This window comes from Arthrobacter rhamnosi, from assembly GCF_054510855.1.
In genome coordinates, this window is record NZ_JBTNDT010000001.1 from 108,900 (window position 1) to 126,108 (window position 17,209).

Consider the following 17,209-nt stretch of genomic DNA (forward strand, 5'->3'; position numbering starts at 1 on the left):
GACCGGCGTGGGATCAGTGCGACCTACACCAGCTCGTCGCGCGTCCGCTCCGCCGCCGCCCGCAGGTTCCCGGGAGCGGGTCCTGCCGCGAGGATGGCACGGCTCGACGTCGGCAGGACGAACGGCAGGGCGTCCCCGAACGCGCCACGGAGTTCCTCCGGCCCCGCACCCTGCGCTCCCACGCCGGGTGCGAGGATGGGGCCGTTGAGCGAGGCGAGGTCCAGGCCGAGCCGTTGGGCGGCGTCGCCGATGGTCGCCCCGACGACGAGTCCCACGTGCCCGGGTGCCGACCCGGCGTTCTCGGCGGCGGCAGCATGCGCGATGGACCGCGCCACGGACGCGTCCCCTCCGACGTGCTGCACCGACCGGCCCTCAGGATTCGAGGTGAGTGCGAGGACGAAGACGCCCCGGCCGGTCGCGGTGGCGAGATCGATGGCGGGCCGGAGGGACTCGAACCCGAGGTACGGGTTGAGGGTCACGGCGTCGGCAGCCAGGGGCCGCCCCTCCCCCAGCCATGCCTCCGCATACGCCTGCATCGTCGAGCCGATGTCGCCGCGCTTGGCGTCCGCGATCGTCAGGACACCGGACTCCGCGGCGTGCGCCAGCAGGGCCTCCAGGACCGCCAGCCCCCGCGCGCCGTGCCGCTCGTACAGCGCCACCTGGGGCTTCACGGCTGCCGCGACAGGCCCGACGGCGTCGAGCACCGCGAGCGAGAACCGCTCGAGGCCCGCGGGTGAGTCGTCCAGTCCCCAGCCTGCCAGCAGCGCGGGATGCGGGTCGATCCCGACGCACAGGCTGCCCTTCGCCGCACGCGCCGCCGCGAGCCGCTCCCCGAGCGGGGCACGGGACGCGGCGGCGCCGGCCTCAGGAGGCATGGCCGGCTTCGGTCGACGCGCGCAGGCCGGCATCGCGGGCTTCGGTCGACGCGCGCAGGTTGGCGGCGTGCTCCTGGAGGCTCGTCACCGACCACTCGTAGGAGCGCATGGCCTCGATCGCCTGCACGGCCGCTCCCACCTCGGGGATGGTCGTGATGACCGGCAACCCGTAGGAGGTGGCCGCGGCGCGGATCTCGTAGCCGTCGCCGCGGGCCTGCCCGCCCGAGGGCGTGTTGATGATCATGTCGATCCCGCCCTCGGTGATGAGGTCGACGACGGTACCCTCGCCGGAGGCTCCCACGCCCTCGGCGACCTTGCGGACCGTGGTCGCCTGGATGCCGTTGCGCCGGAGCACGTCTGCCGTGCCACCGGTGGAGACGATCTCGAAGCCGAGGTCGACGAGCCGCTTGACGGGCATGATGATGGAGCGCTTGTCCCGGTTCGCAACGGACACGAAGACCTTGCCCTCGATCGGCAGGGCGGCGTTCGCGGCGGCCTGGCTCTTCGCGAAGGCCGTGTCGAAGTACTTGTCGATCCCCATGACCTCACCCGTGGAGCGCATCTCGGGGCCCAGCAGCGAGTCGACGACCGTGCCCTCCGGGGTGCGGAAGCGGCTGAACGGCAGGACGGCTTCCTTCACGGACACCGGTGCGTCCAGCGGCAGGGAGCCGCCGTCGCCCCGCGCCGGGAGCAGTCCGTGCTCACCCCGGAGCTCCGCGATGGTGACGCCGGTGCCGATGAGCGCCGCCCCCTTGGCGAGCTGCACGCCGGTGGCCTTCGAGACGAAGGGCACGGTGCGCGAGGCCCGCGGGTTGGCTTCGAGGACGTAGAGCACGTCCGAGGCGAGGGCGAACTGGATGTTGATGAGGCCCCGCACGCCCACTCCCTCCGCGATGGCGAGGGTCGCCTCGCGGACACGCTGCAGGACGTCGGCACCCAGGGTGATGGGCGGCAGCACGCACGCGGAGTCGCCTGAGTGGATGCCGGCCTCCTCGATGTGCTCCATGATGCCGCCGAGGTACATCTCCGTCCCGTCGTACAGGGCGTCGACGTCGATCTCGATGGCGTCCTCGAGGAAGCGGTCGATCAGGACGGGGTGGGCCTCGGTGATCTCCGTGGCGTTCGTGATGTAGCGCGAGAGGTTCGCCTCGTCGTAGACGATCTCCATCCCGCGGCCGCCGAGCACGTAGGACGGCCGGACGAGGACGGGGTACCCGATCTCGTCGGCGATCTTCTTGGCGTCCTCGAAGGACACCGCGGTGCCGTTCTTCGGGGCGATGAGCCCTCCGGCGTCGAGCACGCGGCTGAAGGCGCCGCGGTGCTCGGCGAGATCGATCGCCTCCGGGGAGGTACCGAGGATCGGGATGCCGGCGTCCGCCAGTTGCTGGGCCAGCTTCAGCGGTGTCTGGCCGCCGAGCTGCACGAACACGCCGAGGACCCCGCCGGTGCGCTCCTCGGCTGCGATGACCTCCAGGACGTCCTCGAGGGTCAGCGGTTCGAAGTACAGGCGCGTGGAGATGTCGTAGTCGGTGGAGACCGTCTCGGGGTTGCAGTTGATCATGACCGTCTCGTGGCCGGCCTCGCGCAGCGCCATGGTGGCGTGGACGCACGAGTAGTCGAACTCGATGCCCTGGCCGATCCTGTTCGGACCGGAGCCCAGGATGATGATCGACGGCTTCTCGTGCGGCTCCACCTCGTCCTCCTCGTCGTAGGACGAGTAGTGGTACGGCGTGTAGGCGGCGAATTCCGCGGCGCACGTGTCCACCGTCTTGAAGACCGGGCGGATGCCGAGGGCGTGGCGGACACCGCGCACGACGGCGTCGGGCGTGGAGGTCAGCAACCCGATCTGCTCGTCCGAGAAGCCGTGGCGCTTGGCGTGCCGCAGCACCTCCTCGGTGAGGTTCGGCGCCGAGCGCACCTCCTCGGCCACCTCGTTGAGCAGGACCAGCTGGTCGAGGAACCACGGGTCGATCCCGGTGGCCTCGTACAGACGCTCGACGCTCGCCCCGCCGAGCAGCGCGCGCTGCACCTGCGAGAGACGCTCGGTGGTGGGGCGCTTCGCCGCCTCGACGAGGGCGTCGACCTCCTCCGCCGCGACCGGCGCGAAGGACAGCTGGGAGCCCTTCTGCTCGAGCGAGCGCAGTGCCTTCTGGAGCGCCTCGGTGAAGTTGCGGCCCATGGCCATGGCCTCGCCGACGGACTTCATGGTGGTGGTCAGCGTGGGGTCGGCCGCGGGGAACTTCTCGAAGGCGAACCGCGGGACCTTGACCACCACGTAGTCGAGGGTCGGCTCGAACGAGGCGGGGGTCTTCAGCGTGATGTCGTTCGGGATCTCGTCGAGCGTGTAGCCGAGGGAGAGCTTCGTGGCGATCTTGGCGATCGCGAAGCCCGTGGCCTTCGACGCCAGCGCCGAGGACCGCGACACGCGCGGGTTCATCTCGATGACGACGACGCGGCCGGTGTCCGGCTCGACGGCGAACTGGATGTTGCAGCCGCCCGTGTCGACGCCGACCTCACGGATGACCGCGATGGAGATGTCGCGCAGGCGCTGGTACTCGCGGTCGGTGAGGGTCAGGGCCGGAGCCACGGTGATGGAGTCGCCCGTGTGGACGCCCACGGGGTCGAAGTTCTCGATGGAGCAGACGACCACGACGTTGTCGTTCTTGTCGCGCATCATCTCGAGCTCGTACTCCTTCCACCCGAGGATGCTCTCCTCGAGGAGGACCTCGCTCGTGGGGCTGTACTGCAGGCCCTGGCCGACGATGCGGCGCAGGTCCTGCTCGGTGTACGCGAGGCCCGAGCCGAGGCCACCCATGGTGAAGGAGGGGCGTACGACCATCGGGTAGCCCAGGTCCTCGGCGGCCACGAGGGCCTCGTCGAGCGAGTGGATGATGGCGGACCGGGCGGACTCGGCGCCGCAGCGCTCGACGACGCCCTTGAACTTCTCGCGGTCCTCGCCGAGCTCGATGGCGGCGATGTTCGCACCGATCAGCTCGACGCCGAACTTGTCCAGCACGCCGTTCTTGTCGAGGGCGATCGCCGTGTTCAGCGCCGTCTGGCCGCCGAGGGTCGGGAGCAGCGCGTCGGGGCGTTCCTTCTCGATGATCTTCGCGACGACGTCGGGCGTGATCGGCTCCACGTAGGTCGCATCCGCGAACTCGGGGTCCGTCATGATCGTCGCGGGGTTCGAGTTCACGAGGATGACCCGCAGGCCCTCCTCGCGCAGGACGCGCAACGCCTGGGTGCCCGAGTAGTCGAATTCGGCGGCCTGCCCGATGACGATCGGCCCGGAGCCGATGACCAGGACGCTCTTGAGGTCGGTTCTGCGGGGCATCAGTTCTCTTCCTGCGTTGTGCTGCTCAATGATGTCGTGCTGTGCCGGGGCTGCGTGCCCGACACCTTGGATCCGTGGGTCCCCAGTTCCGCCGAGGCCGCACGAGCCAGTGCGTCCGACTCGGAGGACGCGTCGAGGAGGGAGGCCGCGCGGGCGTCGCCTGCCCCGTGCTTCTCGGCCTGCATGAGGTCGACGAAACGGTCGAAGAGGTACGCGGAGTCGTGGGGACCGGCGGCCGCTTCGGGGTGGTACTGGACCGAGAACGCCGGGATGTCCAGGCAGGCGAGCCCCTCGACGACGTCGTCGTTGAGGTTGACGTGGCTCACCTCGACGCGCCCGTAGCGGCCGGCGGGTGCTTCGACCGGCCCGCCGAGGGGAGCATCGACGGCGAACCCGTGGTTGTGCGAGGTGATCTCGACCTTGTCGGTGCGCCGGTCGAGGACCGGCTGGTTGATGCCGCGGTGGCCGTAGCGGAGCTTGTAGGTGCCGAAGCCGAGGGCGCGGCCCAGGATCTGGTTCCCGAAGCAGATGCCGAAGAACGGCATCCGTTCGTCGAGCACGCGGCGCAGGAGTTCCACCTGGGCGTCGGCGGTCGCCGGGTCGCCCGGGCCGTTGGACATGAACACGCCGTCCGGCTGCACGGCCACGACGTCCTCGAAGGTCGCCTCGGCGGGCAGGACCACGGTGCGCACGCCGCGCTGGGCGAAGTGCTTGGGCGTCATGGCCTTGATACCGAGGTCCAGCGCCGCGATGGTGGCGACGGGCTCGTCGGTCCAGCCGTGGTCGGCGGGCTCGACGACGTACGCCTCGTCGATGCTGACCTCCTCGGCGAGGCGGGCGCCTGCCATGGACGGCTGGGCGAGGACCTGCTCGAGCAGCTGCCCCTCGGGCAGGGTCGCGTCGGTGCCGGAGAAGATGCCGGCGCGCATGGCGCCGCGTTCGCGGAGATGGCGGGTGACGGCGCGGGTGTCGACGCCCTCGATGCCGACGACGCCCTGCTCGCGCAGCTGGTCGTCGAGGCTCTGCTCGGACCGCCAGTTCGACGGGCGGCGGGCGGCGTCGCGGATGATGTAGCCGGCGACCCAGATGCGCCGCGACTCGGCGTCGTCGGCGTTGACCCCGGTGTTGCCGATGTGGGGCGCGGTCTGGACGACGAGCTGGCGGGCGTAGGAGGGATCGGTGATGGTCTCCTGGTAGCCGGTCATGCCGGTGGCGAAGACGGCTTCTCCGAGGGCGGTGCCCTCGGCTCCGTAGGCCCGGCCGCGGAAGGTCCGGCCGTCCTCGAGGACGAGCACCGCGGGTGCCTTGGATTGGACGTTGCTCACAGCTGTTCCCTGCCTTCGGGTTTCGGTGGGGTTCGGGGGGTGGGTTCGGCCGGCACGAGCGCCGCGACGGCGGCGACGAGCTGGGCCTTGGATGCGGGGTGGCGTGTGCGGAAACCGGTGTCGACGCGGCCGGGGCCCAGACGCCAGGTGATGACCACGAGACCCTCCTTCTCGACGAACTTGCCGGTCATGCCGCTGGCGAGCTGGACCGAGACGAGGTCCGCGCGCGGGATGAAGACGGTCCGTGCACCCGTGCGGGTGATCACGACGCCGTCGGGGTGGACGGCGGTGATGGCGTTGCCGCGGAGGCCGAGCCCGTGCACCGCGATGCGGTCGAGCCAGTCTGCTGCGGTGGTCGTCGCCACGTACTGGCCCTCAGCCTCGTAGAGGACGCGTCCCGGGTCGGCGGGCGCGTCGGGTGGTGCGGGGACGTCGGCCTGGCGGCGCAGCCGGTTGCGCCACCCGAGCGCCATGAGCGCGACGATGACGACGATGATGCCGAGGGTCAGCGCGATCCAGCCTAGGTATTCCATGCCGGAGCCTCCTCCGCGGTCGGTGCCGCGCGGCGGGGGGTGGCGAGGCGTCCGTCGAGGACCGTCGGGTGTCCGCCGTAGAAGGTCGCCCGCACGCTGCCGGGCAGCTCGAGCCCCCGGAACGGGCTGTTGCGCCCCTTGGTGGCCATGGTGGACGGATCCACCGTCCAGCGCGCGGCGGGGTCGACGAGGATCAGGTTGGCGGGCTCGCCGGCCGCGAGCGGCCGGCCCTGGTGCCCGAGGCGGCCGATGCGCGCCGGCGTCGCGGAGGTGACGCGGGCGAAGCCCTCCCAGTCGAGCAGGCCGGTCTCCACCATGGTGTGCTGCACCACGGACAGCGCGGTCTCCAGCCCCGTCATGCCCATCGCCGCCTGCGCCCACTCGCATTCCTTGTGCTCGCTCGGGTGGGGCGCGTGGTCGGTCCCGACGACGTCGATCGTGCCGTCGGCGAGGGCCGCACGCAGGGCGTGCACGTCGTCCGACGTGCGCAGCGGCGGGTTGACCTTGTACACGGGGTCGTAGCTGCGGACCAGTTCGTCGGTCAGGAGGAGGTGGTGCGGCGTGACCTCGGCCGTCACGTCGATCCCGCGGGCCTTGGCCCAGCGGATGATCTCGACCGACCCGGCGGTGGACACGTGGCAGACGTGCAGCCGGGACCCGACGTGCTGTGCCAGCAGGACGTCGCGGGCGATGATGCTCTCCTCGGCGACGGCGGGCCAGCCTGTGAGTCCGAGGACGGCCGAGACCTCGCCCTCGTTCATCTGGGCGCCCTCCGTCAGCCGGGGCTCCTGGGCGTGCTGGGCGATGACGCCGTCGAAGGCCTTGACGTATTCCAGGGCCCGGCGCATCAGGACGGGGTCGGAGACGCAGATGCCATCATCGGAGAACACGCGGACGGATGCCCGGGACTCCGCCATGGCACCGAGCTCGGCGAGGCGTTCACCGCCCAGGCCCACGGTCACGGCGCCCACGGGTCGCACCTCGACCCAGCCGGACGCGAGGCCCAGGCGGTAGACCTGCTCGACGACGCCTGCCGTGTCGGCCACGGGCGAGCTGTTGGCCATGGCGTGGACCGCGGTGAAGCCGCCCAGCGCCGCGGCCCGGGAACCGGTCTCCACGGTCTCGGCGTCCTCCCGGCCCGGCTCGCGGAGGTGGGTGTGGAGGTCCACCATGCCGGGCAGCGCGACGAGGCCGTCGGCCTCGACCGGAACGGCCCCCGGGGAGGCGTCCTCCGCCGCGGCCTGCCCGACGGCGGCGATGATGCCGCCGCGGACGAGGAGGTCCTGCCGGACGCCGCCCAAAATCGCGGCGCCCCGGATGAGGTATTCGGAGGGGTGGCGGGCGGAGTCGCTGGTGTTCGTCGTCACGGGGTACGGCCTTCCGGTGTCGTGGCAGCCTGGAGGTCCTGCAGGTCGTCGTCCGGCTCGTCGTGCTGGTCACCCGAGAGCAGCAGGTAGAGCGCCGCCATCCGGACGGAGACGCCGTTGCGGACCTGGGCGAGGACGGTGGAGCGGGGTGAGTCGGCCGCGGCCGAGGAGATCTCGAGCCCGCGGTTCATGGGGCCGGGGTGCATGATCACGGTGTCGTCGAGGCCCATCGTGTCGAGCAGCGCGAGGCGCCCGTCGTCGAATCCCCAGCGCCGCGAGTACTCGCGCGTCGAGGGGAAGAACGCCGCGTTCATGCGTTCGGCCTGGAGGCGCAGCATCATCACCGCGTCGGGCCGCTGCGCGAGGGCGTCGTCGAGGTTGTAGTACACCGTGCACGGCCAGGACCCCACACCCACCGGGAGCAGCGTGGGCGGACCCGCGAGGAGGACCTCCGCGCCGAGCGTGGTCAGGAGCCAGACGTTGGAGCGGGCCACCCGCGAGTGGAGGACGTCGCCGACGATCAGGACCTTCATGCCGGCGAGGGTGCTGCCCGCGGAGGGGCCGCCGGCAAGCTTCGCCCAGTGCCGCCGGAGCGTGAAGGCGTCGAGCAGCGCCTGGGTGGGGTGCTCGTGGGTACCGTCGCCGGCGTTGACGACAGCGGCGTCGATCCAGCCCGACGCGGCGAGCCGGGCCGGCGCCCCGGACGCCGGGTGGCGGATCACGACGGCGTCGGCGCTCATGGCCTCGAGGGTCTGCGCCGTGTCCTTCAGGGACTCGCCCTTGGACACCGACGAGCCTTTCGCCGCGAAGTTGATCACATCGGCGGACAGGCGCTTCGCGGCGGCCTCGAAGGAGATGCGCGTGCGCGTGGAGTCCTCGAAGAAGAGGTTCACCACAGTGCGTCCCCGCAGGGCGGGGAGCTTCTTGATCTCCCGCTCCCCCACGGCCGCCATCTCCTCGGCGACGTCGAGCAGGCGCAGGGCGTTCCTCGCCGAGAGGTCCTGGGTGCTGAGCAGGTGCTTCACGGGCGGTCCTCGATGACGACCTCGTTCACCGCGGAACCGCCGATCAGGTCGATCTCCGCCAGGTGGACCCGGACTCGTTCCCTCGACGACGTCGGGAGGTTCTTGCCGACGTGGTCGGCGCGGATCGGGAGTTCGCGGTGGCCCCGGTCCACGAGGACGGCGAGGCGCACGATGCGCGGCCGGCCGAGGTCCGCGAGGGCGTCGAGGGCTGCGCGGATGGTGCGTCCCGAGTACAGGACGTCGTCGACGAGCACCACGACCTTGTCGTCGATACCCGACGGCGGCAGCTGCGTGGCGAGCGGCGAACGGGTGGGGTTGCGGCGCAGGTCGTCCCGGTACATGGTGACGTCGAGCTGGCCGGTGATGAGATCGGGGTCGACGCTCTCGTCGACGGCGGCGATCTTCTGGGCGAGCCGACGGGCCAAGGGGAAACCCCTGCGCGGGATGCCGAGGAGGACGAGATCGCGGGAACCCTTGTTCGCCTCGAGGATCTCGTGGGCGATACGCGTGAGCGCCCGGTCTATATCTGCTTCTGCGAGAACAACGCGCTTGTGGATGCCGGATTCCGGGGCAGGCACAGTCATAACACGCTTCCTCCTTCCCCGCCTCACTGGACGGAATTTAAAGGCTGGTTGCACCGTCAAAACTATCACAGCGCCGCGTGCCCCTAGGGTTGCACCATGGCGATCAACAATCATGGAGCGGGCGCAGGCGGCCCGCAGTGGAACGAGGCACGGGGCTCCGCCCGCCACGACACCTCCTTCTCCCCGCACCCGGGCTGGTGGGGCGACACCACCGTGCGGCACCACCGTCCGGCCCCCATCCCGACCGACGGACACCCCTTCCGGCCGGTCTGGGACCAGCCGCCGCCGCGCCGCCACGGCGTCCTCAACGTCCTGCTCGTGATCGTCGCGGCCCTCGTCGTCGCAGGCGTCCTCCTCCTGCTCTCGCTGTCCCTGGGCCCGTCAGCGTTCGTGCTCTGCGGCATCCTCGCACTCGTGCCCCTCGGCATCTGCCTGCTCGGCCTGCGTTGGATCGACCGGTGGGACCCCGAACCCCGCGGCGCCCTGCTCTTCGCGTTCCTCTGGGGCGCCGGCGCCTCGGTCGTCGTGGCTCTGCTGCTCGGCACCTACGTCGTGGAACTCCTCGGGTCCGCGCTGGAGACGACCTCACCGGAGATCATCGGCCCGGTCCTGCAGGCGCCGCTCGTCGAGGAGTTCGCCAAGGGCCTCGGCGTCCTCATCCTGGTCTACACGCGCCGCAGCCACTTCGACGGCCCCGTGGACGGCATCGTCTATGCGGGGACGGTCGCGGCGGGCTTTGCCTTCACCGAGAACATCCTGTACTTCGGCTCGGCCGTCAGGGACTCCGGCACGGCGGGCGCCCTGGTCGGGGTGTTCATCCTGCGCGGCCTGTTCTCCCCCTTCGCCCACGTCATGTTCACCTCACTCCTCGGGTTCGTCCTCGGCTCCGCGCTCAGCCGCGGTGGGGGCAACGCCCGCATCCTGACGGCGTTCGTCCTCGGACTGATCCCCGCGATGGCGGGCCACATGCTCTGGAACGGCGGCACCGTCGTCCTCTTCCACGACTTCCTCCTGTTCTACCTCGTGGTCCAGGTGCCGCTGTTCGTCGTCGCCGTGATCGTGGTCGTGCTCCTCCGCCGGTCCGAGCGGAGCCTGACGGAGGCGCGCCTCGGCGACTATGCCCGCGCGGGCTGGTTCACCCCGGAGGAGGTGAGGATGCTGGCGACGCGGCCGGGCCGCTCCCAGGCGCTCGCCTGGGCGCAGTCCATCGGGGCGAAGCAGGACATGCGCGCGTTCATCCGCACCGGTGCGCGCATCGCCCACACCCGGCAGCGCCTGCTGGGCGGGCGGCGCGACGCCGACTACGCCGCCCAGGAGCGCGTCCTGCTGGAGGAGGCCACGCAGCGCCGCGCACGGATCTTCGAGCTGGCGTCGGCCGCGCGCTGACCCGGCCGGACACACAGAAGCTCCCGTCGTTGAGGACGACGGGAGCTTCGGCACGGTCTCGCGGGCTACGCGAGCAGGGTCGGCTTGAGCTGCTGGAGCCGGCCGAGGAGGCCGTTGACGAACTTGGGTGATTCGTCGGTGGAGAGGATCTTCGCCAGCTCCACGGCCTCGCTGACGGCGACGCCGTCGGGGACGTCCTCGTTGTACAGGAGCTCCCAGCTGCCGATCCGCAGGATCATGAGGTCGACCGCGGGCATGCGGTCGAGCGTCCACCCCTGCGAGTAGGTGCTGAGGAACTCGTCGATCTGCTCCTGGTGCTCCAGGACGCCCTCCACGATGTCCACCGTGTAGTCGGCGATGACCATGTCCGTCTTCTCGCGGCGGGCGCGGATGACCTCGAGGGCCGGCATGCCGCGCTGCTCGGATTCGAAGAGAATGTCCAGGGCCCTGCGACGGGCCTTACTGCGTGCGCTCACTCGTTGACGCGTCCCAGGTACTCGCCCGTGCGGGTGTCGACCTTGACCTTGGTGCCGGTGCCGAGGAACAGCGGCACCTGGATCTCGTGGCCGGTCTCGACCGTGGCGGGCTTGGTGCCGCCGGTGGACCGGTCACCCTGCAGGCCCGGCTCCGTGTAGGTGATCTCCAGCGTCACGGACGCGGGGAGCTCCACGTAGAGGGGCGAGCCCTCGTGCAGGGCGATGGTGGCCATCTGGCTCTCGAGCATGAAGTTCGCCGCGTTGCCGACGGTCTTCCCGGGGACCGTGATCTGGTCGTAGTCCGAGGTGTCCATGAAGACGAAGTCCTCGCCGTCCTTGTACAGGTACTGGTAGTCGCGGCGGTCCACGGTGGCCGTCTCGATCTTGAGGCCTGCGTTGAAGGTCTTGTCGACGACCTTGCCGGAGAGGATGTTGCGAAGCTTGGTGCGGACGAATGCTCCACCCTTGCCAGGCTTGACGTGCTGGAATTCGAGGACGTTCCAAAGGTTGCCCTCGAGCTTCAGCACAGTGCCGTTCTTGATGTCGTTCGTGGTCGCCACAGATTCACTTTCGTCGGTTTCGCGGATGGATGGGCCGGCCGAGGCACAGCGGGCACGCGGAAGCGCGCTAAAAGTCCACGGTCCAGTCTACCCTGTGCAGCGTGGGGGGTGATCAGGAGGCGATCTCCTGGTAGGCGGCGAACAGCAGCGAGGTGTCCGGGACCTCGAGCATGCCGGGGCGGCCGATGCCGTCCAGCACGACGAAGCGGAGAAGGTCGCCGCGCGACTTCTTGTCGCGGCGCATCCCGTCGAGCAGTGACGCCCACCGGTCGCGCCGGTACGTCACCGGCAGGCCGAGGGACTCGAGGATGCTCCGGTGGCGGTCGGCGTCCGCGTCGCTCAGCCGCCCCACCATCCGGGAGAGTTCGGCCGCGAAGACCAGGCCCACCGACACGGCGGCGCCGTGCCGCCAGGAGTACCGCTCGGCGAGTTCGATGGCGTGCCCGAGGGTGTGGCCGTAGTTGAGGTACTCGCGGCGGCCCGTGTCGCGCAGGTCCTCGGAGACGACGTCGGCCTTCACCCGGATGGCGCGTTCCACGAGGTCCCGCAGCGCGGGCGATGCCGCGTCCGTGGCGGCCGCGGTGTCCTGCTCGATTCGGTCCAGGATGACGGGGTCCGCGATGAAGCCGCACTTGACCACCTCGGCGAGCCCGGTCACGAGCTCGTTCTTCGGCAGCGTGGCCAGGGCGTCCAGGTCGGCGAGGACGGCGGCCGGCGGGTGGAAGGCGCCCACGAGGTTCTTCCCCTCCGCCGTGTTGATGCCGGTCTTGCCGCCGACGGCGGCGTCCACCATGCCGAGCAGGCTGGTGGGAAGGTGCACCACCCGCACGCCGCGCAGCCACGTCGCCGCGACGAACCCGCCGAGGTCCGTCACCGCGCCGCCCCCGACGGTGACGACGGCGTCCGAGCGCGTGAAGTCGTTCTGGCCGAGCACCTGCCAGCAGAACCCCGCCACCTGGATGTGCTTGCCCTCCTCGGCGTCGGGGATCTCGGCGGTCACGGCGGTGAAGCCGGCGTCCGCCAGCTCGGCACGCACCGTGTCGCCGGTCGCCCGCAGCGCCCGGGGATGGATCACCAGCACGCGGTGGACCCGCTCGCCGAGGATCGCGGGGAGCCGGCCGAGCAGCCCCCGTCCGACGACGACGTCGTACGTGTTCTCGGGAGTGCTCCCGGTGACAGGGATGATGGTCGGTTCGTCAGTCGCCATGGGGATTCGTCCCGCTTTCCTCGTTCAGATCGGTCGATGGTGCCGCGACGCTGTCGCGGGATGGTCCGGGGGCGCCCTCGAGGGCCGAGAGCACGGCGGCGGTCACGTCGCGCACGGACCGGCCGCGGGTGTCCACCACGACCGTCGCCAGCGCGGCGTAGAGGGGCCGCCGCTCGTCGTACAGTTCCTGCCACCGCTCGGCGGGGCGCTCGGCGAGGAGCGGCCGTCCCGTGTCCGCGCTGATGCGCGGCAGCACGGTCGCGACGTCGGTGTCGAGGAAGACCACGGTGGCGTGCGCCAGCAGGGCCTGCGTGGCCGGATGGAGCACTGCTCCCCCGCCGAGCGAGACGACGGCGTCCCCGGCCCCGAGCGCCTCGCCGACGATGCCCGCCTCGAGGGTCCGGAACGCCTGCTCGCCCTGCTGTTCGAAGATGGTGCTGATGCTGCCGTGGCGCTCGACGATCTCGCGATCCGAATCGATGAAGCGGGCACCGGTCCGCTGTGCGAGGATGCGGCCCACCGCGGACTTGCCGGAGGCCATCGGTCCGATCAGGACCACGGGGTGGTTCCGTTGCATCAGACCCCGGTGGAGTCCAGGAACTCCGGGATGTTCTCGAGGTAGCTGCGCAGATTTCGGGCGGTCTCCGCGAGGGAGTCGCCGCCGAACTTCTCCGTCACGGCCTCGGCCAGCACCAGGGCCGTCATGGCCTCGGCGACGACGCCGGCGGCGGGCACTGCGCAGACGTCGGACCGCTGGTGGTGCGCCCGGGCGGCCGCACCGGTGCTCACGTCCACGGTGCGGAGGGCACGCGGCACCGTGGCGATGGGCTTCATCGCGGCGCGCACGCGGAGGACGTCGCCGATGCTCATGCCTCCCTCGATGCCGCCTGCGCGGTTGCTGGCGCGGACGATCTTGCCGTCGTCGTTCCGCACGATCTCGTCGTGTGCCGCGGTGCCGCGGCGCGCCGCCGTCTCGAAGCCGTCGCCGACCTCCACGCCCTTGATGGCCTGGATGCCCATGAGGGCGGCGGCCAGTCGGGAGTCGAGGCGCCGGTCCCAGTGCACGTAGCTCCCGAGTCCCGGCGGCAGGCCGTAGGCGACCACCTCGACGACGCCGCCGAGGGTCTCGCCCTCCTTGTGGGCGGCGTCCACCTCGGCCACCATCGCGTCCGAGGTGTCCCGGTGGAAGCAGCGCAGGGGGTCGGTGTCGAGGGCGATGACGTCGCTCGGCGTGGGCAGGGGGGCGTCCTCGGGCACGGAGACGGTGGCGATGGACACCGTGTGGCTGACCAGGCGGATGCCGAGGCCCTCGAGGAACTTGGCGGCCACGGTGCCGAGTGCTACCCGGGTGGCGGTCTCGCGGGCGCTCGCGCGCTCGAGGACGGGACGGGCCTCGTCGAACCCGTACTTCTGCATGCCGGTGAAGTCGGCGTGACCGGGCCGGGGCCGCGTGAGCGGGGCGTTGCGTGCGGAGACGGCGAGTTCCGCGGCGTCCTCCTCGTCGAGGGGATCCGCGGACATGATCTTCTCCCACTTGGGCCATTCGGTGTTCGCCACCTCGATGGCGACAGGGCCGCCCTGCGTGAGGCCGTGGCGGACGCCGCCGAGGATGCGGACGGAGTCCTGCTCGAACTTCATGCGGGCGCCGCGTCCGTACCCGAGACGCCGGCGAGCCAGGGCCTCCTGGATATCGCTGCTCGTGATGCCCACACCCGCGGGCATTCCCTCGATGATCCCGACCACGGCCGGACCGTGGGATTCTCCTGCCGTCAACCAACGCAACATGGTTTCCATACTGCCATGCAGGGCACCGGGCTTCAGCGCCGGGGAGCCCCCACTGCGTCACACATCACGTTTAAGACGGACGCCGGGTCCTGGACGACGTCCGGGAAGAACAGGCGGACCTGCTCGACGGCCTGGTGGAGCAGCATGTCGAGCCCGGGGACGATCTCGCCACCCACCCGCTGCCACGCGGCGGCTAGGGCGCTCGGCCACGGGTCGTACGCCACGTCGAGCAGCGTACCGCCGGTCCGGAAGCCGTCGTCGAGCGAGGCCGCGAGGGGATCCCCGGCGCGCGGCGGCAGCGTGGACACGACGACGTCCGCGGAGCGCAGCGCCGCACCGGCCCGCTGCCAGGCCTGCAGCTCGACGCCGATGCCGAGGAGCGCCCCGATCCGCAGGAGGTCGGAGGCCGCCTCCGGGCGCCGCACCACCACGCGCACGGTCGAGGCACCGAGGCGTGCCAGTCCGGCCACGGCGGCAGCGGCGGTGCCCCCACCGCCGAGGATGACGGGACGGGCGGGCGTGCCCACCCCGGCACCGGCCAGGGCGTTGGCCACGCCGGCGACGTCCGTATTGTGCCCGGTGAGCACGCGATGGTCACCGTCGCCGCCGACGACCACCGTGTTCACGACGCCCAGCGCGGTCGCCAGGTCCGTGGTGGTGTCGGTCAGCCGCGCCGTCCCGGCTTTCAGGGGCATGGTGACGGACAGGCCGCGCCAGCCGTCGCCGGACCGCACGGTGCCGAGGAACTCCTCGAGGGACGGCTCACCGACGTCGATCGCCGTGTAGGAACAGGCGATGCCCAGCGCGCGGTAGGCCGCGGCGTGCAGCAGGGGCGACTTCGAGTGTCCGATCGGCGAACCGATCACGGCGGCCCGGAGAGTCCGGGCCGCCGGAGCTGCCGCATGCACCTAATCGCACCGACCGGGGTGGTCGGCGCACCACGCGTCGTACTCCGCGACATAGCCCAGGTGCTCCGCATACGTCTCGGAGAACTTGGTCTCCGCCGTGTCGAGGTTCACCGTCACCCAGAAGTAGAACGGGACGTCCGCCGGGTTGACCGTCGCGTCGATCGCCTCGTCGCTCGGGGAGCCGATGGGGCCCTTCGGGAGACCGGGGTTCGCGAAGGTGTTGTACGGGTTCGACGCGTCCGCCTTCTCCTCCTCGCTGAGCTGGTAGGTGCGCTTCCCCAGGCCGTAGGCGACGGTCGCATCGGACTGCAGGAGGCCGCTGGTCTCGGTGTTCCCGGGCGTGAGCCGGTTGTTGATCGCGCCGGCCACGGTGGCGTAGTCGCCCTCGCCGGCCTCGGCCTGGACGATGCTGGCGATCGTCAGGATCTCGTACTGCTTGCCGGGATCGGTGACGCCGTCCTCGGCGAGGCGGTCCGTCGTGGCCTTGACCATCTCCTCGATGATCTGCGGGGCCGTCGCCTCGACGTCGAAGCGGTACTCGCCCGGGTGAAGGTACCCCTCGAGCGACAGCGCCTGCGACGGGAGGCCGAACTGGGTGGGATCTTCCGCGAGGGCGTCGAACTCCGCGCGAGGGATGCCGGTGGACTCGCTGAGGATGTCGAAGACCTCACCCTGCCGGAGGTCGCGGGCGACAGCGGCGTACGAGACGAGCGACGGGTCCGCCCCGAGCAGCGCCTCGGCCGCGTCGGCCGCCGGCATCTGCAGGCGCATCTCGTACTCGCCAGGCTGGACCTCGCGTCCTTCGGAGATCGCGGACAGCGCCGTGATGAACGTGGCGGAGTCGGCGACGATGTCGGCACTCTCGAGGCCGGTGCCGATCGCCAGGGCGCCGGCTCCCTCGGGCACCGTGAACACGGTCTCCTCGCCGCCGGGGCCGGGGTAGTCGGACACCTTGTTGAGGCCGAGCATGTCGCGCAGCATCAGCGCGACGCCGAAGACCATGCCGGCGAACAGCAGCAGGACGACGAGGACGACGACGGTGCGCCGGCGTCGCCGGCGCTGCCTGGCCTTGGAGGGCTGGCGCGGTGCGGTGCGCGCGGGGGTATCCTGCGCTGCGAAGAATTCCTCGACGGGCTCGGGATGGGCGTAGCCGTCATCCTCGTAGGACGCGTCGACGTCGCTGGGGTCCTGGGAGGCAGTGGAATTGCGGGTACCGTCGTTCACGACTCCGCATCCCTCCTGCTCGGCGAATTGTCCTTGATAACTTGCTCCTCTGTAGGGGGCAGCAGCGGGCCCTGGCTGCCCGCTGCGTCACGCGCAGGAACCGGATCCCCCACGTCCCGTCCACGTGAACGTTGCATATCGATGGCATGCTGGAGTATTTCGACGGCAGCCACCTGATCCACTACCTTACGATGCTCGCGGCTACCCAGACCAGCAGCATGAAGCGATCGGTGGGCCGACACCGTACTCAACCGCTCATCCACCAAGCGTACCGGGACCACGAGGGACTGTCGTCCAAGTTCCTCGACGACGAGTTTCGCATAGGTCCTTGCCATCGCGGCGGATGGCCCCTCAAGGCCGCTGAGGTTCCGGGGCAATCCCACGAAAATCTGCACGACGCCCCGCTCGACGGCCTCCCGCACGAGGATCCGGATGTCGTAGTTCTTCCGCGCGTCGCGCTTCAGCGTCCGGATCGGAGTCGCCAGCACCCCGTCCCTGTCACACCCCGCGAGGCCGACCCGGACCTGGCCCACGTCGACGCCGAGCTTCGGACCGAAGGGGTAGGGAGCGGCGTCCTGCGTGCCGGACGCCGCTCCGGAACCGTCGCCTCCCACGGAGGC

General features: G+C 70.9%; 16 protein-coding genes. 1 reads left to right on the forward strand and 15 read right to left on the reverse strand.

Annotation, left to right across the window (positions count from 1 at the left end):
• Positions 1 to 23 precede the first annotated feature (23 nt).
• Genes pyrF through pyrR form a run of 7 tightly spaced genes read right to left on the reverse strand, consistent with a single transcriptional unit; the run spans position 24 to position 9,043 of the window.
• The gene (gene pyrF / locus ACX80I_RS00560) at positions 24 to 875 is read right to left on the reverse strand and encodes an orotidine-5'-phosphate decarboxylase (protein ID WP_459343258.1); all 852 of its coding nucleotides are present in this window, start codon (positions 873 to 875) and stop codon (positions 24 to 26) included.
• Positions 865 to 4,209: a carbamoyl-phosphate synthase large subunit gene (gene carB / locus ACX80I_RS00565; RefSeq protein ID WP_459343259.1), complete on the reverse strand. Its 3,345-nt coding sequence runs from the start codon at positions 4,207 to 4,209 to the stop codon at positions 865 to 867. The genes pyrF and carB overlap by 11 nt, the downstream gene beginning before the upstream one ends.
• Positions 4,209 to 5,534, reverse strand: coding sequence for a glutamine-hydrolyzing carbamoyl-phosphate synthase small subunit (gene carA, locus ACX80I_RS00570; RefSeq protein ID WP_459343260.1), 1,326 nt, complete (start codon positions 5,532 to 5,534; stop codon positions 4,209 to 4,211). The genes carB and carA overlap by 1 nt, the downstream gene beginning before the upstream one ends.
• Positions 5,531 to 6,067: a PH-like domain-containing protein gene (locus ACX80I_RS00575; protein WP_459343261.1), complete on the reverse strand. Its 537-nt coding sequence runs from the start codon at positions 6,065 to 6,067 to the stop codon at positions 5,531 to 5,533. Before ACX80I_RS00575 ends, carA begins: the two co-directional genes overlap by 4 nt.
• Positions 6,055 to 7,434, reverse strand: coding sequence for a dihydroorotase (locus ACX80I_RS00580; RefSeq protein ID WP_459343262.1), 1,380 nt, complete (start codon positions 7,432 to 7,434; stop codon positions 6,055 to 6,057). The genes ACX80I_RS00575 and ACX80I_RS00580 overlap by 13 nt, the downstream gene beginning before the upstream one ends.
• Positions 7,431 to 8,459, reverse strand: a complete 1,029-nt coding sequence (locus ACX80I_RS00585) for an aspartate carbamoyltransferase catalytic subunit (RefSeq protein ID WP_459343263.1) — start codon at positions 8,457 to 8,459, stop codon at positions 7,431 to 7,433. The genes ACX80I_RS00580 and ACX80I_RS00585 overlap by 4 nt, the downstream gene beginning before the upstream one ends.
• Complete coding sequence (gene pyrR / locus ACX80I_RS00590) at positions 8,456 to 9,043, reverse strand: bifunctional pyr operon transcriptional regulator/uracil phosphoribosyltransferase PyrR (protein ID WP_459343264.1); 588 nt, start codon at positions 9,041 to 9,043, stop codon at positions 8,456 to 8,458. Before pyrR ends, ACX80I_RS00585 begins: the two co-directional genes overlap by 4 nt.
• 96 nt (positions 9,044 to 9,139) lie before the next feature.
• Here pyrR and ACX80I_RS00595 point away from each other — a divergent pair, with 96 nt between their 5' ends.
• Complete coding sequence (locus tag ACX80I_RS00595; protein WP_459343265.1) at positions 9,140 to 10,429, forward strand: PrsW family intramembrane metalloprotease; 1,290 nt, start codon at positions 9,140 to 9,142, stop codon at positions 10,427 to 10,429.
• Positions 10,430 to 10,494: 65 nt separating this feature from the next.
• On the opposite strand, the gene nusB is transcribed toward ACX80I_RS00595, so the two are convergent.
• The 8 genes from nusB to ruvX all read right to left on the reverse strand — a co-directional run bounded on the left by nusB (position 10,495) and on the right by ruvX (position 17,203).
• On the reverse strand, positions 10,495 to 10,905 hold the full coding sequence (gene nusB, locus ACX80I_RS00600; RefSeq protein ID WP_087075807.1) for a transcription antitermination factor NusB: 411 nt from the start codon (positions 10,903 to 10,905) through the stop codon (positions 10,495 to 10,497).
• Positions 10,902 to 11,465 carry an elongation factor P gene (gene efp, locus ACX80I_RS00605; protein WP_087075808.1) on the reverse strand — a complete coding sequence of 188 codons (564 nt, stop codon included), beginning with the start codon at positions 11,463 to 11,465 and terminating at the stop codon, positions 10,902 to 10,904. The genes nusB and efp overlap by 4 nt, the downstream gene beginning before the upstream one ends.
• A gap of 112 nt (positions 11,466 to 11,577) precedes the next feature.
• A complete protein-coding gene (gene aroB, locus ACX80I_RS00610) occupies positions 11,578 to 12,672 on the reverse strand; it encodes a 3-dehydroquinate synthase (protein ID WP_459343266.1) in 1,095 nt (364 codons plus the stop codon).
• Complete coding sequence (locus ACX80I_RS00615; RefSeq protein ID WP_459343267.1) at positions 12,662 to 13,249, reverse strand: shikimate kinase; 588 nt, start codon at positions 13,247 to 13,249, stop codon at positions 12,662 to 12,664. The genes aroB and ACX80I_RS00615 overlap by 11 nt, the downstream gene beginning before the upstream one ends.
• Positions 13,249 to 14,457, reverse strand: coding sequence for a chorismate synthase (gene aroC, locus ACX80I_RS00620; RefSeq protein ID WP_459343268.1), 1,209 nt, complete (start codon positions 14,455 to 14,457; stop codon positions 13,249 to 13,251). Before aroC ends, ACX80I_RS00615 begins: the two co-directional genes overlap by 1 nt.
• A gap of 32 nt (positions 14,458 to 14,489) precedes the next feature.
• Complete coding sequence (locus ACX80I_RS00625) at positions 14,490 to 15,365, reverse strand: shikimate dehydrogenase (RefSeq protein WP_459343269.1); 876 nt, start codon at positions 15,363 to 15,365, stop codon at positions 14,490 to 14,492.
• Complete coding sequence (gene mltG / locus ACX80I_RS00630) at positions 15,366 to 16,589, reverse strand: endolytic transglycosylase MltG (protein ID WP_459343270.1); 1,224 nt, start codon at positions 16,587 to 16,589, stop codon at positions 15,366 to 15,368. It lies immediately after the preceding gene.
• A complete protein-coding gene (ruvX, locus tag ACX80I_RS00635; RefSeq protein WP_459343271.1) occupies positions 16,586 to 17,203 on the reverse strand; it encodes a Holliday junction resolvase RuvX in 618 nt (205 codons plus the stop codon). Before ruvX ends, mltG begins: the two co-directional genes overlap by 4 nt.
• Between the last annotated feature and the right edge of the window lie 6 nt (positions 17,204 to 17,209).

What these genes read in the sequence shown, in the direction of transcription:
- pyrF (WP_459343258.1), bottom strand. Translation starts at nt 875, where the DNA reads ATGCCTCCTGAGGCCGGCGCCGCCGCGTCCCGTGCCCCGCTCGGGGAG.
- carB (WP_459343259.1), bottom strand. Translation starts at nt 4,209, where the DNA reads ATGCCCCGCAGAACCGACCTCAAGAGCGTCCTGGTCATCGGCTCCGGG.
- ACX80I_RS00575 (WP_459343261.1), bottom strand. Translation starts at nt 6,067, where the DNA reads ATGGAATACCTAGGCTGGATCGCGCTGACCCTCGGCATCATCGTCGTC.
- pyrR (WP_459343264.1), bottom strand. Translation starts at nt 9,043, where the DNA reads ATGACTGTGCCTGCCCCGGAATCCGGCATCCACAAGCGCGTTGTTCTC.
- ACX80I_RS00595 (WP_459343265.1), top strand. Translation starts at nt 9,140, where the DNA reads ATGGCGATCAACAATCATGGAGCGGGCGCAGGCGGCCCGCAGTGGAAC.
- aroB (WP_459343266.1), bottom strand. Translation starts at nt 12,672, where the DNA reads ATGGCGACTGACGAACCGACCATCATCCCTGTCACCGGGAGCACTCCC.
- ACX80I_RS00615 (WP_459343267.1), bottom strand. Translation starts at nt 13,249, where the DNA reads ATGCAACGGAACCACCCCGTGGTCCTGATCGGACCGATGGCCTCCGGC.
- aroC (WP_459343268.1), bottom strand. Translation starts at nt 14,457, where the DNA reads ATGTTGCGTTGGTTGACGGCAGGAGAATCCCACGGTCCGGCCGTGGTC.